Source organism: Paenibacillus sp. JJ-100 (assembly GCF_948329825.1).
GTDB lineage: Bacteria > Bacillota > Bacilli > Paenibacillales > Paenibacillaceae > Paenibacillus.
In genome coordinates this window covers 443891-459319 of record NZ_CAOJCM010000001.1, presented here as the reverse complement: position 1 = coordinate 459319, position 15429 = coordinate 443891, and the positions used below count along the sequence as shown (strand labels likewise).

The following is a 15429-nucleotide window of genomic DNA, read 5'->3' as shown; positions in this document are numbered from 1 at the left end:
TTTTCTAGCATCTTCTCAAAAAAAATATAGGAATAAAGTCTTACGTCTTTTTCTTGCACTTATGTACATAAACTCACACTCCGAGCACATAGTTATAACAATAAAATAAACTCTGAACTAAAGCAGAACGTTTGACTGTACGGTTCCTGTTCATGTATCATATTTGTTGTAAGAATTCAAGGGCGTGTTCGTTTGAAGCGCTTGTTACTACATTTCCCTACATTAGAATTTGCAAGCGAGGTGATTATCATTGGGGGATATGAAACTTTTTCGAATTGGCGAACTCGCCAAAACAGCAGGTGTAAGTGAACGAACAATTGACTACTACACTAAGTTAGGGTTAATCACTCCAGAAGAACGTACAGAAAAAAACTATCGTCTCTATAGTCATGAAACCTTAACCAGACTCGAACGTATTGTACAGATGAAACAAGAGAAGTATAGTCTTGAAGAGATTAAACAATCTCTAGAAAAGTGGCGTCTGGTCAGCACCGAAGAACAAGTAGCAAGCAAACTGACAACACTAGAACTTCACGTGCAGCAGCTTGAGAGAGAAGTCAATGAGCTTAAGCCATTGCTTGGGGAGATGAAACCTGTACAAGCTCGTAAAATGATGGCAGGACTGCTCACAAAAAGCGCTGGCACGATGGAGGCACTCAAAATCTTGCTTGAAAACACCATGATGTAGCTTACTAAGAAAGCGAGGAATTGTTATGAGTTTCAACAACGGAATGTTCGTGTTAGTCATTATCGCTTTTTTGCTCTCTCTATGGGCGCAATTCCGCGTTAAAGGAACGTTTAGACAGTGGTCAGATGTACCCAATCAACAGGGAATGACAGGTTATGATGCTGCCCGTCATATGCTCGACTCCAATGGCCTTCACGACGTACCTATCGAGCCCGTTCGAGGCACACTTTCTGACCACTACGATCCGATCAATCGGGTTGTACGTTTGTCAGAGCCTGTATATTATGAAAAATCCATCTCCGCTTTATCCGTAGCCTGTCACGAAGTCGGTCACGCGATCCAGCACAAGGAAAGTTATCCAATGCTAGCATTACGTCACCGGATTTTTCCAATTGTAAATTTCGCATCTGGACTTGCACCACTCTTGTTGATCGCAGGTTTTATCTTTAATGCCATGAATCTGGTTGGAATCGGCATTATCTTCTTCTCCGTTACTGTTGCATTCCAATTGATCACACTGCCAGTGGAGTTCAACGCGAGTAATCGCGCACGCGAGATTATGGTGTCTGAAGGTTATATTCGCAACGAGGAAGAAAAAGGTGTAGCCAAAGTTCTAAACGCTGCAGCTTTGACTTATGTTGCCGCTGCATTAATCTCCCTGCTTGAACTGATCCGTTACATCGGTATCTTCAATAGTCGCGAATAATTTCCATAACAGGTTCATCTCCAAAATAATAATACCCCTCCCGTTATTCGGAAGGGGTATTGTTTTGCTGTAAACCAAAGTAATCCAGCAGAAACGTACGGAAAGACTGAGCAACCAATGGAAGCTTGTCATCAGCACGGTGAATCAATCCAATGGTTCTCGTTACTTTGGGGTGAGAAATAGCCACATGTGCAGGTTGCAGAGGATTTGTCTGGAATAAAGCCATTTCTGGTAACAAACTCACTCCCATACCTGCAGCAACCAACCCACGAATCGTATCCGTTTCCTCACCCTCAAAAGCAATTTTGGGTGTAAATCCAGCCTCTAAACAGGCATGCCACACAATTGGCCTCAACGAGTACCCCTTGCTGAATAATACAAACTTTTCATCCTTCAACTGTTCAAGCGCAATCTTTTCTTCTCCAGCAAGTGCATGATTTGGTGGTAAAATAGCATGTAACTCCTCAGTCAACACAATATCACCGACTACATGATCATGTTTCTCCGGGAACGGCGAAATAAAAGCCAAATCCACTTCTGCCGACAACACATCTCTAATCAATGTTGGATACATTCCTTGTTTAAATCTGAATTTTACGTTTGGATACCGTTGACGAAAAGCAGCCACGACAGAAGGGATCAGATGAATTCCCAAACTATGCGGAAAACCGATTCGAATCTCCCCATGTTCCGGGTCCAGAAACTCATGAACCTCACCAACAGCTTTGTCGAGGTCCTTCAAAATACCTTCAACTCGTTTGCAAAAAAGCTGGCCCACTGCGGTTAACTGCAAGTTCCGTCCTTTTTGCATAAAAAGATCAACCCCAAGTTCCTCTTCAAGCTGATGAATCTGCCTGCTCACCGCAGATTGAGCCACGTGAAGCTCTTCTGCCGCCTGTGTAACGTGCTCTTTCTGCGCCACCTTAAGAAAATAATGTAACTGTCTTAATTCCACTTGCCTGATCGCTCCATTCTGTTATACCCTACTATGTCTTTTACCGCTTTCCCAACTCGAGAACTAATCCGGCTATTTCCTGAGAATACGGGGTTTCCACAGGCGAATGATCAAACCGTAAATAAAGAATCCGCCAATCAAACCACCAAAATGTGCCATCCAATTAATACCTGACGCTGCAAAGGAAAAAATGATCCCAAACAACAACAGTGTATACAACGTTTTACGAGATGTTTCATCCATCAAAGTTCGCTGGAATAACGCTACATAGAGAAATGCTCCATACACGGCATATATGGCACCAGAAGCTCCTACAGAAACCGTGATCTCTCCAGCCGAGTTGTACCAAGCAACGGCCAGAAGATTACCCAGGACACCTCCTCCAAGATACAACACGCCGTATCTCAACGAGCCTAGCAGCCGCTCCATCGGTGGAGCAAATACAATTAGTGCGAAGCTGTTAAATAAGAGATGACCAAATCCTGCATGCAAAAAGATGGAAGTCACATAACGCCACCAGTCCTGAGCGAATAATTCATAATTCGTCAATGCTCCGAATTTGAGCAACACCAAACTGTTCGTTGAACCTCCATTAAAAGATAACACAATAAACATAATTACATTTGCAATCAACAATAATGACGTCAAAGGGAAGTACTTCAAATAACTTTTCCAATTTTCATAACGAATAAATATCATAGACTTTTTATTCTCACTCCACCCTTTTAAAAATCAGACCTGTCAATTCAGATCCATCATTATCTTATATCTCCAGATTGGACAATGCCTTTCATAAAAGATTATAATGGATTTTGGCACGGATCACCAATTTATAAGGAGGAACATTACTTATGACACAAGAACGTACTGGTGCAGCCACTTTTAAAGGCAACCCTATCACACTGATCGGACCCGAATTGAAAGTGGGTGATCAAGCACCTGACTTTACTGTGAGCAAAAACTTGATTGAAGACGCATCTCTGAAAGACTTCGCAGGCAAAATTAAATTAATCAGCGTTGTTCCTTCTCTGGATACTGGCGTATGTGATGCTCAGACACGTCGCTTCAACACTGAAGCAGCAGACCTCGGGGAAAACGTTGTTGTTTTGACTGTCAGCGCAGATCTTCCATTCGCTCAGCAACGCTGGTGTGGTGCGGCAGGTGTTGACCGTGTGGTTACACTATCCGATTACAAATCACGTTCTTTCGGCAAGAACTATGGCGTTCTTATCAAAGAGTTCCAGTTGGATATGCGCTCTATTTTCGTTGTGGATGCCGAAGATAAAATTACATATGTGGAGTATCTGCCTGAGATGACAGACTCCCCTAACTTCGAGCAAGCCATTGCTGCAGTAAAAGCTTTGCTGTAGAATACGCTTTCTATGTGGCAGAATAAAAGCGAGGAAGGTCAACCTTCTCTCGCTTTTTGCTATCATGTATTTCACTCGTTAACTTTATATTGGCTAAGCTTTTTATCTAATACGGAGAACAAGTGCATAATTGTTCGATAGTTTGAACCAAGATCTCCTAGTGAACCGCGAGAGGCAGAGTAAATATCCACTGCACTTCGTACAGGACTTACCGAAATAATGGAAACCGTAATATCCATCGTTCGCCCAAACGTAGTACGCTTCTCCAGAATAATTTCACCTACCGAATGCACCTCATGCAATACTTTATAACCCGGAATTTTTTTGAGTGTCGAGGATACTTCTTCCCAGGCTTTTTCTTTGGATAAATTGTAATACCTCGTTTTTAATTTGGGATCCTTGGCTCGATCGCTGGTCCCCTCCATACTTCGGATGATACCGACGAGCGTTCTCTTTAAGGTCAAGACCCTTCCTCCTTTAATTGAAACCGTTCCATTTATGTATTCTAGTGTAACATTGTTCAAGAAGTAACAAAAGGGTTAGCATCATATTTAACAAAATACGCCGAACAACCAACACAAAAGATTTGATAGTTCACCAGGACAACACTTATGCCCACAAAAAAGCACCCCGGCTTCCTATACAAAGGAAAGTCAGGGTGCTGTACATTGCAAAATGGAGAAACCCGCCTATGCCGTCCGGCTACATTGTCTTATGAACCTGCTTGGCAGGTGGGTGATTGCAAAAATGCATTTGAAGTCCCCATGTCATATAGACAGGGCGTTTCAGCAACATTTTAATATTAATCTCCCGAAGACATCATCATTGGTTCAAAACAACGAATAACCGAAACGTACATCGCAGGATGTACAATTATTATATCCCTAACTGTGTAAAAAGTAAATGCCATACAACCATGTTTTATTTTTGCTGTGTAAATTTTTTATTTGTTAATAGATCCAGGAGATTGGAGCTGGTCATCATGTTCAACCGCACCTTCAGCCTTCGCAGCAGCCTCTTCTTCCTCTTTTTGCAATTGAAGCTTTTGCATCTGCTCTTGCATTTTGTTATAAGTCGCATAGAAGTTAAAGAACGCAAACCAGGCTACGATACTCATGATGAAAAAAACAAATAATACAGGATACCGTAATCCGATATAGAATAGTAAACCACTTCCCAATAATGTAGAGAATACACGGAAAGGTCGAATGAGCGTTAGAAGAACTGCATTTTTAATAATAAGTCCAATGGACATATGATAGTGCACAACCATTGAAAAGAAGTTAAACAATGATACAAACAACAGCAGCAACAGTACGAGCATGATAATGCCAACAAGCTGCATGTTACGGAACTGTGTCATATACACCGTATAGTCCAGATACATAATAGCAAACAGAAGTGTGTAAAAAATTCCCCCAATTAAACTTTGTTTGTAGTTTTCCTTGTACCCAGTGAAAAATGTACGGAAGATGGGTACATCCGTGTCCCCCATGTTCCACTTGCGAACAACCGTAAACAAAGCTGACGTTGCCGGAAACAGTGTAAGCGGTGCCACAATGGCCATAGCCCAATTCATTTGTAATGACTCGTTAGCGAGGTTCTGCTGCATCACCAGAAACTTCATAATCATAAAAAACAAAAAAGGTGACGAACAGATGGCCCACAAGAGATTGCTTGCAGCCAGTCTCGTAATCCATTCTGTGAGCCGGTATAGCCCGCCCATAGCTCCTTTAAATTCCAAACATTTCTCCTCCTCCGTACCTTGCGTATAGCCTAAAGTCTAATAATAATATACCTTATTATATATAGGAAAAGCCAGCACTTCCCGAAAGAAGACCACTTCAACCCCTCCAACGTTCACCTAAATATGGAAATAAATATTGCAAAGAAAAAAGATGGAGCAACTGCTTGCCCCATCCTAGTTCATTGAACATCTTATTCGAAAGAAGTGTCTCTGGCTGGACGACGTCCTTCGTTGTTGCTTGGACGCGGTTTGCGATCACGGTTGTAGCCGCCTTCTCTACTTCCGCTTCCACCACTGTTACGGTCACGATTATAACCGCCACGTCCACCACCACCGCTGTTGCGATCACGGTTATAACCACCGCCACCGTTACGGTTACCACTGTAACCCGATGGTTTGCGTCCGCCTGAACGAACATCCGGTCTGCGGCGTTTTGCACGGATTGGATCTTCTGGAGTCAGATCAACCTGAGCGTCTTTTTTGTCGCCTGTCAGAAGTTTCAAAGCTGCGGACAACAATTGTACGGAATCATACTGTTCCAACATTTGAATCGCAATGCCTTTGTATTCGTTCAACTCACCAGATTGAACAATTTCAAGAAGACGTTCAGCTGTTACACGTTGTTTTCCTTCAATCGCTTCTGCCATTGTAGGCAAAGGTTTACGCGGGATACGGTGACGTGTTACACGCTCGATGAAATGCAAGTGATCAATCTCACGCGGAGTGACGAAAGACCAAGCTGCACCCTCTTTACCGGCACGACCTGTACGGCCAATACGGTGAACGTAACTTTCAGGATCTTGCGGCAGATCAAAGTTAACGACGTGCGTTACACCAGATACATCGAGACCACGTGCTGCTACGTCTGTTGCAACGAGTACATCAATGCTACCATCACGGAATTTACGCATTACAGTATCACGTTGGTTCTGAGACAAGTCACCATGCAAGCCGTCAGCAGAATATCCACGTTTTTGCAGAGCTTCAGCCAATTCGTCTACACGACGCTTCGTACGTCCAAATACGATAGCCAGTTCTGGGGACTCCATGTCGAGCAAACGGCTAAGAGCTTCGAATTTTTGACGTTCTGGAACTTCGATATAAGCCTGGTCAATCAACGGAGCGCTGACTTGTTTAGGAATAACAGAAACGTGTTCTGGATTAGTCAAGAATTGTTGAGCCAATTTTTGAATGTTAGGAGGCATTGTAGCAGAGAATAGCATCGTTTGACGTTCGTCTGGAACTTGCTTCAGGATGGATTGAATATCCTCCATGAATCCCATGTCAAGCATTTCATCTGCTTCGTCTAATACAACAGTTTGTACATCATCAAGTTTGATTGTTTTGCGGTTGATGTGGTCTAGGAGACGTCCTGGTGTACCGATGATAATCTGTGGTTTTCTTTTCAATGCACGAATCTGGCGTACGATATCTTGTCCGCCGTAGATAGGCAAGGAGCGCAGACCTTTGAAGCGAGTAAGTTTTTCGATCTCTTCAGCGACTTGGATCGCAAGTTCACGTGTAGGTGCCATAATGAGGGCGCGGATTTTATCATCCGTTTTGGAGATTTTGCTGATCAAAGGAATACCGAATGCTGCGGTTTTACCTGTACCCGTTTGAGCTTGACCAATCAAATCTCTACCTTCGAGTGCAATCGGAATCGATTTGGATTGAATCGGTGTTGCTTCTTCAAACCCGAGCTCAGTGATGGCTTGCAGCACCAGTGGTTCAAGATTGAAATCAGAGAAATTTAAATTTGTCAAAATTATTCATACTCCTTTTATATGGTGGACATGGTGGACAATCCACTTTGTTGTCTGTATTCTTAAGTAGCGTTAATATTTATAGGGTATCCCAATAGGACGAATTATTTTCACGAACGAACATAATTCCATGAATGGGTCCCCAACATAAGACTAAAACTACAATCATCCGTTTGAAACATTTCAAATTTTAGGTTTCGATTTGGGAAAAGTTTCCTACTCAAGAATATCCACAAATCATTATATCATAAAACTATTCTAGATTACCAGCAATCTGGTTTTAAATAAAAATGAGGTGATTAAATTGCCCAAAATAATTTGGCACTCTTTGGTGATCACATTGGGAGCTGCGGCAATTGCCTGCGGCTTCAACTGGTTTTTGGTTCCCCATCAGCTTCTAAGCGGTGGAGTATCAGGCATTTCCATGCTTTTGGGTTATTTCACCAACCTGAATCTTAGTATAATGTATTTTGTTCTTAACATCCCCCTGCTTATTGCAGGTTGGTTTATCCTTGGACGACGTTTCATTATATTAAGCATTGTCTCGGTAGCAGCCACTTCTTGGTTTATTGGACTGCTGCCTGTTTTTGCTGTCGCAACCGATCCGTTATTAAGCTGTGTGTTTGGCGGTGTATTGGTTGGAATCGGCACCGGCTTTTCCTTTAGAGTCGGCGGCTCTACCGGAGGCTTGGATATTGTTGGTTCTATTTTCACAAGAAAACGCGACTTCCCCATCGGTACCGTCATGGCAGGAATGAACGGAGCTATCATTCTGCTAGCAGGTTATCTGAATAATGATTGGAACATCGCCTTAGCTTCCATGGTTTCGATTTACGTCACAGGTAAGGTACTTGATCTTATCCATATCAGTCACGTCAAGGTTACCCTGTATATCATTACGAACGAAACTGAAGCTATGCTGAAAAAACTGCTCAGCCGTCCGCGTGGTGTTACAAAAATCAAAACCCAAGGGGCATATACCGACATTGAAAAGGATATGTTAATGACTGTGACTACACGTTATGAACTGGTTGAGATCAAACGAATCATCAAAGAAACCGATCCCAATGCTTTTGTTAACATCGTGGAAACGGTAGGCGTTATGGGCTCATTTCGCCGCGGTTAGACATCTGCCCGTTAACAATTCACAAGTTTGTGGTATAATATTGGTGCACCGCTCTTAAATATGTTGTAAGCAGGTTCTGACCTTTACTTTTCACAAAGCCATATGCTTTTCCGATTCGCGCCGAATGACTTACCATTTTGGAATTCGAGTAGGAAAGGGTGATTATTGTGGATATGGAAACGGTAAAACTGTTTGAAATTGTCAACAAATGGTGCCCAGAAATGCTCCCTTTCTTGAAACCGAATGAACTCGACTCGCTGATTGTGCTACGGGATGGGCTGGGGATCCTGGAACAGGGAGATGCAATGGAAATCATTCAGTACAGTATTTGTGAGCATCAAAACGATGTGTATATTCAATAATTTTTTTCAGATGGATTACGCCGCTTCTTGACGAGGGATTCCTCAGTCAGGAGGCGGTTTTCATTTTATCAAGATGTTTCATAAAAGGATGGATATGGTTAAAAGCGCAAAGGCTTTGCTGTATAATCGAGGTTATGGAACGTACATAAAAAGGAGTGGAAAAGCATGAACATACTATGGGCTTTATTGGTATTGGCCCTAGGAAGCTATGGGGGATCTTCCGGATTGCCTGATCATGGAAATACGAAGCAACTCCCCTCATTTAGCACCAGTTTTAACAACGCCGTTATTCAATCGCAAAAAGACCAGATCGTTCCCAGCGCGGACAATCCGCCCGTCAAAGTGGATCCTCAGCCTGATGCCCCCGTTGTCAAAGGTATTTATGTCACAGCGTACAGCGCAGGTGGTGCCCGAATGGAACAGTTACTCGAACTGACCGATCAGACCGAACTGAATGCCATGGTTATTGATATCAAGGATGATCTGGGATATATTACATATCCCACGAAAAACAAAGCAATAACCAAGATGGGTGAAGCAAAGTCTTTCATTCCAGATATCGAAGCCTTGATGAAACGACTTGAAAAGCATAACGTATATCCCATTGCACGGATCGTTGTGTTCAAGGATACGATTCTGGCCAAAAAGAAACCTAATCTCTCCTTCCGCAACAAAGACGGTTCTGTATGGGCTAACGGCAAAGGAGACAGCTTCGTGAATCCATATGACAAAGAAGTCTGGGATTATAACGTTGAAATAGCCAAAGAAGCGGCGAAGTTAGGATTCAAGGAAATTCAGTTTGACTACGTTCGTTTTCCCGAAGGCTTTGAGACACGTGCTGAGAAGCTGAAGTACAACCAAACCGATCAATCACGCGTAGACGTTGTCGCAGAATTTGTACAGTATGCACGCAAAGAACTTGCACCACTAGGCGTTAGGGTCTCAGTCGACATCTTTGGGTACGCTGCCTCAGTACCAGCAGCCGAAGGCATAGGACAGGATTTCGTGAAAATATCAGAAAATGTAGATGTCATCTCGCCCATGGTATACCCGAGTCATTATTCAACCGGCTGGTATGGCGTGAAAGACCCTGACAAAGATCCCTACACTACGATCAAAGGATCGATGAAAGATACACATAAAAAACTGGAGCCCACCAAAGAAAGAAAACCGATCATTCGCCCATGGATACAAGATTTCACCGCAAGCTGGCTGGGCAGCGGTCACTATATCAAGTACGGTAAGAAACAAGTGGAAGATCAGATTAAAGCTATGAAAGAAATGGATGTGGACGAATATTTGCTATGGAACGCATCTAATCGATATACACCTGGTGTGCAGTACAAATAACCGAACTTATTCATCATTTATAATTCGGATTGATCTTATGCTATCTTAAACATTAAAGCTCTACTACTCTCAACCTCGTCCCTCTCTAGCGGGAACGAGGTTTTTTAATTTCCTTAGCTCCTAAAATATCCAATTCAAGACGATTCACCTTGCTGGACTATTCAAACCTGTAAAAATCCTCTACAATAAGTAGCTGTCTGATATGACATCATTATGATAACTACAACAGATCGCGAGGCAGCTCCAGTGAACATGAACACATCCAGTTTTCCACAAAAAATCAAGCAGTTCCTGATTATATTTTTACCTATCTTTACTACACAGATCACGCTCTCGGCCATGTCATTTTTTGATACGAATATGTCGGGGAAATTCTCATCGGCTGACCTCGCTGGGGTCGCAATCGGCACCAGCCTTTGGTTACCCGTACAAACTGGACTTAGCGGAATATTGATGGGTATAACTCCTATTGTTTCTCATCTCCTTGGCTCCAGACGGCAAGATCAGATTGGACATAGCGTCATTCAGGCACTTTATCTTGGTATTGCTGTAGGTTTAGTTGTGCTTGGCGCAGGCTCATTGCTGTTAGGTCCCATCCTACAGAGCATGCCTTTGGAGCCACATGTCTCGAATGTAGCATTTTATTTTTTATGTGCGCTCTCTTTTGGCATCATGCCACTGTTCAGCTACACGGTACTGCGGAGTTTTATGGATGCACTGGGACAGACACGAGTCACGATGCTTATTACATTAGCCTCCCTGCCCGTCAACATTTTGCTGAACTATCTGCTCATTTTCGGACGTTGGGGTTTTCCTCAATTGGGCGGTGTCGGTGCTGGCGTAGCCACAGCTTCAACATATTGGCTTATTTTTTTGATTAGTCTGTTTTTCGCTCATCGTATGGAGCCATTTGCCCAGTATGGTGTTTTCCGTAAATGGTCACGTATCTCCCTTAGCAAATGGAAAGAACTTCTGGGCATTGGGATTCCGATCGGATTTGCAACCTTTTTCGAAACGTCCATCTTTGCCGCTGTTACCTTGTTGATGAGCCGATTCGACACCTTGACTATCGCCGCCCATCAGGCGGCCTTAAACTTCGCCTCTACACTCTACATGTTGCCTTTGAGTATCTGTATGGCACTCACCATTCTGGTCGGTTTTGAAAATGGAGCAGGCCGCCTTAAAGATGCCAAACAGTATAGCTTGCTGGGCATTGGTGGGGCTGTGGTACTTTCACTGATTACAGCGATCATCTTACTGATTTTCGGTGAACAGATTGCAAGTGTTTACTCTAACGAACCTGACGTTATTAAGCTAACTCAACATTTTCTGATCTATGCCATTTTCTTTCAAATCTCCGATGCCATTGCAACCCCTACACAAGGTGCATTACGCGGTTATAAAGACGTCAATCCAGCGTTGCTCATCACATTTGTCGCCTATTGGGTTATCGGGCTACCCGTTGGTTACTTAACAGCCACCTACACTTCCCTAGGAGCATTTGGATACTGGATTGGTCTGATCACCGGACTCGCAGTTGGAGCGACAGCACTACTATGGAGGCTTTACCAGGTACAGAAACAAGTTTCGTTTCAGGCTTAAGCCAAGGGAATCATACGCTGTTACTTTACTCATTCAGAGTAAACGAAATAAAAGAGCACATTCCGATGCATCGGAACGTGCTCTTTTTACTCTTTTGGCTGTGTTCACTATTACTGAGACAAGCGTTGTGCAAGCTCATACGTTTCCATATCGAACACTTTTTTCGTATTTACGACTTTATCAATGTCCGTCAGTACCAGCTCACCTTTGATAATACCGCAGCCTTTGTCTGTTTCCCCAGCAATGAGACTACGTACAGCAAAGTCGCCAAGGCGGCTTGCCAGATTACGGTCGAACGGAGTAGGTGTACCACCGCGTTGAATGTGTCCAAGAACAGTAACACGCGGTTCAAACGTTGGACAACGTTCCATCAATTCTTTAGCAACGTCTTCTCCTTTACCTACACCTTCAGCTACGATGATGATACTGTGGCGTTTACCATGTGCAAAATTAGCCTTCATACGATCAGCCACTTCGTCCATATCAAATGGCACTTCTGGCACCAAAATGGTTTCCGCTCCAGAAGCAAGCCCAGCATGCAGTGCAATGTCACCGCAGTGACGCCCCATAACTTCAACGATGGAAGAACGTTCATGTGAAGACATCGTGTCACGCAATTTGTTTACAGCGTCAACCACAACGCTTACGGATGTATCAAAACCGATCGTATAATCGGTGAATGAGATGTCATTATCAATCGTTCCTGGCAGACCCATAGCGTTGATTCCCAGCTTGCTTAGTTTGTTCGCACCATGATATGAACCGTCTCCCCCGATGACGATCAAACCATCAATACCGCGTGCGCGCAAAATATCTGCCCCTTTTTGTTGACCTTCAGCGGTATAAAATTCTTTGCAACGTGCAGATTGCAGAACGGTTCCCCCGCGCTGAATAATGTCCCCTACACTCCGCAGATCCATTGGGAAAATGTCATTGTTTAGAAGTCCTTGATATCCACGTTGAATACCAAATACCTCCAAACCGTGATATAGTCCGCTGCGAACAACCGAACGAACAGCCGCGTTCATCCCCTGAGAGTCGCCACCACTCGTTAACACTGCGATTTTCTTTACTGCTGTCATGATGTTTCTTCCTCCTCTAGTTTCACTTCAGGCTCCGCAACAATACACCTGACTTACATATGTTTTCGTATCCAGCGGCTGAAAATGAAGAAAAACACACGTGTAATCGGGCTGTTTTTCATCAGACGTTTGGACACGGTGCGAACTTCCTGCTGTTCGCTGACTTTGGGATCAGACAGGTAAATGGCTATCAGTCCTTCAATAATCATCCGGTGAAAGGAACTACCCGGAATCTTCTGCACATCACTGCGAGCCATCTCCACAATAAAAGCAATTCGATCCAGCATCATCTCCACATTCTCGTAATAATTACAGAAGTTGAGATCCCCTCCAACACGATCCTCATCCTGATCGATCAAATAATCAAGCATGATGTGTAATGCGCATACGTGTGGGAAATAGGCCGTATGGATTGAAACCGCCTGCTCTTCGGTCAACTGTTCATCACTTGCAGCGAGGAACAGTATAAATACACCCAGAGTAGAGCCAGTAGCAGCGGAAAATTCGTTCCAACGTAACTGAGGTGTGCGGTGGCGATGCTCCGACCACCATTCGAGCAAGGCCGTTTCTCTCAGTTCCGGTTTGATGTGCTTATATACCTGCAGGTCCGTGTATAGGCCTGCCAGATCCTGTATTTGGGGCTTGGCTGAAGCATATCCCGGCAACTGACGAATCAGCTCCTGACATGTCTTCACCAGATTCCGCAAGTATCCACCGTCATCCTGCTCCTCACGGAGTGCATAATAATTGACAGGTGTTGCTTCGGGATCTACCGCATCAAGCATAGATTGATGGAGCAGACGAAAGTCATCCGGGTCCATTGAGGTGCTGCGGTCACACAGATTGTCCAAATAATCACTTATGGTTTGGTATGAAACGATCAGCGGAATGAGGATGTGTCTGTTCGACATATCAGCCAATGCATAGACGGTTCCACCTTCACAGTGAAACTGTTTATCCCTTAGACTGGCAAGTGCTTGCGTACGTAATTCCTCATCAGGAATTGCCTCAGCTTGGGCACGCCATCCATTCAATGCCTTACGCGTTTCCGGAATGGTGTATTTGTACACCCCTCTCATCAATGCCAGCGGACCTCGCGGGTACTGATGACGTTTTCGATTTGATTGGCTCAAAATAAATGTGCCTCCACTTTGGTTGAATACGTATTAATGCGATTTAAACCATCCCTATTATAATATGATCCCCTTAATTGTACAAATGATCTACCGCATAAACCGCGTAAAAAATCGCATCCCGACCTAAAGCTTTGTGATATACTATGCATATTTCTATCCATCAAAGGAGTCGTTGACATGCTGTCAGGTGAACCACTTTCGTGGAGACGGTTATTTTCTTTTTTTGTGCCGCTTGGCATCTCCGCCTCTCTTGTGACCATATCCCATGTGATTATCAACAGTACACTAGCCCGTTCTGCTCATCCGGAGACGGTTATTGCAAGTTACGCCATTGCAGGAAGTCTGTTGACCCTCACGGAGCGTCCATCCACTTTACTACGTCAAACCTGTTCTGCGCTTGTACGTGACCGCCTCTCTTTTCAGGCGCTTACGTTTGTGACTAAAATATTTTTGGCCTGTGTGTTGCTGATCGGTTTTCTTATCGTTTACTCTCCTGTAGGCACAGGGGTATTCAAATATTTATTCGGTGTAAGCCCAGACCTGCTGGACAAAGTGATTGATGTTTATGAGATCCTGATGTATGTTAGCATTTTTTCAGTCATCCGTAATATCTATCAGGGCATTATCATCACGAATAACCGAACCAAATGGCTTACGATCGGCATGATATTCCGTCTGGCAGGTATGTATGGACTATCCCTGTATTTCATCTACACAGACAGCATTAACAGCGGTCGTGTAGGCGCTATCATTTTTGCTGCAGGTATGATGATTGAAGCACTCGTCAGCTACTTGGAGGGCAGGAGTATTATGCGGAAAATGCCAGCCAAGCTTGAGGATCATCCTGTAGAGAGCAAGAGTGATGTATATCGTTTTTACAAACCGTTGCTGCTTTCCAGCTTTGTAGCCCTATTTATTGGTCCAGTGATCAACATTGTGCTTGGTAAAACTACGGGAATTGCACTGGCTATCTCTTCGTTTGCTGTAGCGAGCAGTCTGATGCAGCTCATGCTGAGCTTTTTCACGTACATTCACCAGATCGTGCTCAACTTCTATCTGATTGATGCGAAGCTCGTCAGGAAATTTGCACTGGTGACCGGTTTTATTCCGTTTACTATGACCGCCCTTATCGCTTATACCCCTCTTGGACCTTGGGTATTTGAACACGTGATGAGTGTGAAGGGACAGTTGCTGGAACAAAGTCTATGGACACTTCGCGCTTTTATCCTGTTTCCGCTGATCTCTCCTTTTTTGGATTTCAGCAACGGACTGATTCTGCTACGAGGTCAGACCAAAACCATGTTCCGTTCACAGAGTGCAAATGCCATCTGCACTGTTATTGTCTTGCTTATTCTGGTTAGCATTTTCCCGACGTGGAACGGCATGATCGGAGCAGCAGCTCAATCACTCGGTTTGCTTGCAGAACTTGTCATTGTCTGGATGGTCATCCGTCGCACGCAAAAAGAACCATCGATGTCTGCACCACCTTCTCGTCGGTCATCATCTCAGAAAGGCTAGTCACTCTTTGCGATATCTGAATCA

General features: G+C 43.9%; 15 protein-coding genes and 1 other RNA gene. 8 read left to right on the top strand and 8 right to left on the bottom strand.

The annotated features are described in order from the left end of the window. Positions 1 to 259 precede the first annotated feature (259 nt). A complete protein-coding gene (locus PQG66_RS02425) occupies positions 260 to 688 on the top strand; it encodes a MerR family transcriptional regulator (protein ID WP_272034704.1) in 429 nt (142 codons plus the stop codon). Between the two features lie 25 nt (positions 689 to 713). Then, positions 714 to 1394: a zinc metallopeptidase gene (locus PQG66_RS02420; protein ID WP_272034701.1), complete on the top strand. Its 681-nt coding sequence runs from the start codon at positions 714 to 716 to the stop codon at positions 1392 to 1394. A 43-nt stretch (positions 1395 to 1437) separates the two neighbouring features. Here PQG66_RS02420 and PQG66_RS02415 read toward each other — a convergent pair whose 3' ends face one another. Next, positions 1438 to 2349: a LysR family transcriptional regulator gene (locus tag PQG66_RS02415; RefSeq protein ID WP_272034699.1), complete on the bottom strand. Its 912-nt coding sequence runs from the start codon at positions 2347 to 2349 to the stop codon at positions 1438 to 1440. A gap of 72 nt (positions 2350 to 2421) precedes the next feature. After that, on the bottom strand, positions 2422 to 3048 hold the full coding sequence (locus PQG66_RS02410) for a rhomboid family intramembrane serine protease (protein ID WP_272034697.1): 627 nt from the start codon (positions 3046 to 3048) through the stop codon (positions 2422 to 2424). Positions 3049 to 3200: 152 nt separating this feature from the next. Between PQG66_RS02410 and tpx the strand changes: the two genes are divergently transcribed. After that, the gene (tpx, locus tag PQG66_RS02405; protein ID WP_272034695.1) at positions 3201 to 3719 is read left to right on the top strand and encodes a thiol peroxidase; all 519 of its coding nucleotides are present in this window, start codon (positions 3201 to 3203) and stop codon (positions 3717 to 3719) included. 71 nt (positions 3720 to 3790) lie between these two features. Here tpx and PQG66_RS02400 read toward each other — a convergent pair whose 3' ends face one another. From PQG66_RS02400 to PQG66_RS02385, 4 genes are all read right to left on the bottom strand, one after another. Further along, a complete protein-coding gene (locus PQG66_RS02400; protein WP_272034692.1) occupies positions 3791 to 4183 on the bottom strand; it encodes a DUF1499 domain-containing protein in 393 nt (130 codons plus the stop codon). Between the two features lie 214 nt (positions 4184 to 4397). Beyond that, a non-coding RNA gene (gene ssrS / locus PQG66_RS02395) (6S RNA) lies at positions 4398 to 4589 on the bottom strand. A 73-nt stretch (positions 4590 to 4662) separates the two neighbouring features. Next, positions 4663 to 5463: a YesL family protein gene (locus PQG66_RS02390; protein WP_272034690.1), complete on the bottom strand. Its 801-nt coding sequence runs from the start codon at positions 5461 to 5463 to the stop codon at positions 4663 to 4665. 194 nt (positions 5464 to 5657) lie between these two features. Beyond that, complete coding sequence (locus PQG66_RS02385; RefSeq protein ID WP_272034688.1) at positions 5658 to 7229, bottom strand: DEAD/DEAH box helicase; 1572 nt, start codon at positions 7227 to 7229, stop codon at positions 5658 to 5660. Positions 7230 to 7533: 304 nt separating this feature from the next. Here PQG66_RS02385 and PQG66_RS02380 point away from each other — a divergent pair, with 304 nt between their 5' ends. From PQG66_RS02380 to PQG66_RS02365, 4 genes are all read left to right on the top strand, one after another. Next, positions 7534 to 8355 (top strand): YitT family protein, encoded by an 822-nt coding sequence (locus PQG66_RS02380; RefSeq protein ID WP_272034686.1) that lies wholly within the window; start codon positions 7534 to 7536, stop codon positions 8353 to 8355. 173 nt (positions 8356 to 8528) lie between these two features. After that, positions 8529 to 8717 carry a hypothetical protein gene (locus PQG66_RS02375; protein WP_174812284.1) on the top strand — a complete coding sequence of 63 codons (189 nt, stop codon included), beginning with the start codon at positions 8529 to 8531 and terminating at the stop codon, positions 8715 to 8717. A gap of 165 nt (positions 8718 to 8882) precedes the next feature. Then, positions 8883 to 10067: a putative glycoside hydrolase gene (locus PQG66_RS02370; RefSeq protein ID WP_272034683.1), complete on the top strand. Its 1185-nt coding sequence runs from the start codon at positions 8883 to 8885 to the stop codon at positions 10065 to 10067. A gap of 213 nt (positions 10068 to 10280) precedes the next feature. After that, complete coding sequence (locus PQG66_RS02365; RefSeq protein WP_272034681.1) at positions 10281 to 11669, top strand: MATE family efflux transporter; 1389 nt, start codon at positions 10281 to 10283, stop codon at positions 11667 to 11669. Positions 11670 to 11779: 110 nt separating this feature from the next. On the opposite strand, the gene pfkA is transcribed toward PQG66_RS02365, so the two are convergent. Both pfkA and PQG66_RS02355 read right to left on the bottom strand, forming a co-directional pair. Beyond that, the gene (gene pfkA, locus PQG66_RS02360; protein WP_272034679.1) at positions 11780 to 12751 is read right to left on the bottom strand and encodes a 6-phosphofructokinase; all 972 of its coding nucleotides are present in this window, start codon (positions 12749 to 12751) and stop codon (positions 11780 to 11782) included. 53 nt (positions 12752 to 12804) lie between these two features. Then, on the bottom strand, positions 12805 to 13830 hold the full coding sequence (locus PQG66_RS02355; protein ID WP_442955026.1) for a tetraprenyl-beta-curcumene synthase family protein: 1026 nt from the start codon (positions 13828 to 13830) through the stop codon (positions 12805 to 12807). 234 nt (positions 13831 to 14064) lie between these two features. On the opposite strand from PQG66_RS02355, the gene PQG66_RS02350 reads away from it, so the two are divergent. Then, positions 14065 to 15405 (top strand): multi antimicrobial extrusion protein MatE, encoded by a 1341-nt coding sequence (locus tag PQG66_RS02350; protein WP_272034675.1) that lies wholly within the window; start codon positions 14065 to 14067, stop codon positions 15403 to 15405. Positions 15406 to 15429 lie beyond the last annotated feature (24 nt).

Coding starts and splice junctions, on each gene's coding strand:
- PQG66_RS02425 (WP_272034704.1), top strand. CDS start 260: ATGAAACTTTTTCGAATTGGCGAACTCGCCAAAACAGCAGGTGTAAGT.
- PQG66_RS02420 (WP_272034701.1), top strand. CDS start 714: ATGAGTTTCAACAACGGAATGTTCGTGTTAGTCATTATCGCTTTTTTG.
- PQG66_RS02410 (WP_272034697.1), bottom strand. CDS start 3,048: ATGATATTTATTCGTTATGAAAATTGGAAAAGTTATTTGAAGTACTTC.
- tpx (WP_272034695.1), top strand. CDS start 3,201: ATGACACAAGAACGTACTGGTGCAGCCACTTTTAAAGGCAACCCTATC.
- PQG66_RS02375 (WP_174812284.1), top strand. CDS start 8,529: ATGGAAACGGTAAAACTGTTTGAAATTGTCAACAAATGGTGCCCAGAA.
- PQG66_RS02370 (WP_272034683.1), top strand. CDS start 8,883: ATGAACATACTATGGGCTTTATTGGTATTGGCCCTAGGAAGCTATGGG.
- PQG66_RS02365 (WP_272034681.1), top strand. CDS start 10,281: ATGATAACTACAACAGATCGCGAGGCAGCTCCAGTGAACATGAACACA.
- pfkA (WP_272034679.1), bottom strand. CDS start 12,751: ATGACAGCAGTAAAGAAAATCGCAGTGTTAACGAGTGGTGGCGACTCT.
- PQG66_RS02355 (WP_442955026.1), bottom strand. CDS start 13,830: ATGAGAGGGGTGTACAAATACACCATTCCGGAAACGCGTAAGGCATTG.
- PQG66_RS02350 (WP_272034675.1), top strand. CDS start 14,065: ATGCTGTCAGGTGAACCACTTTCGTGGAGACGGTTATTTTCTTTTTTT.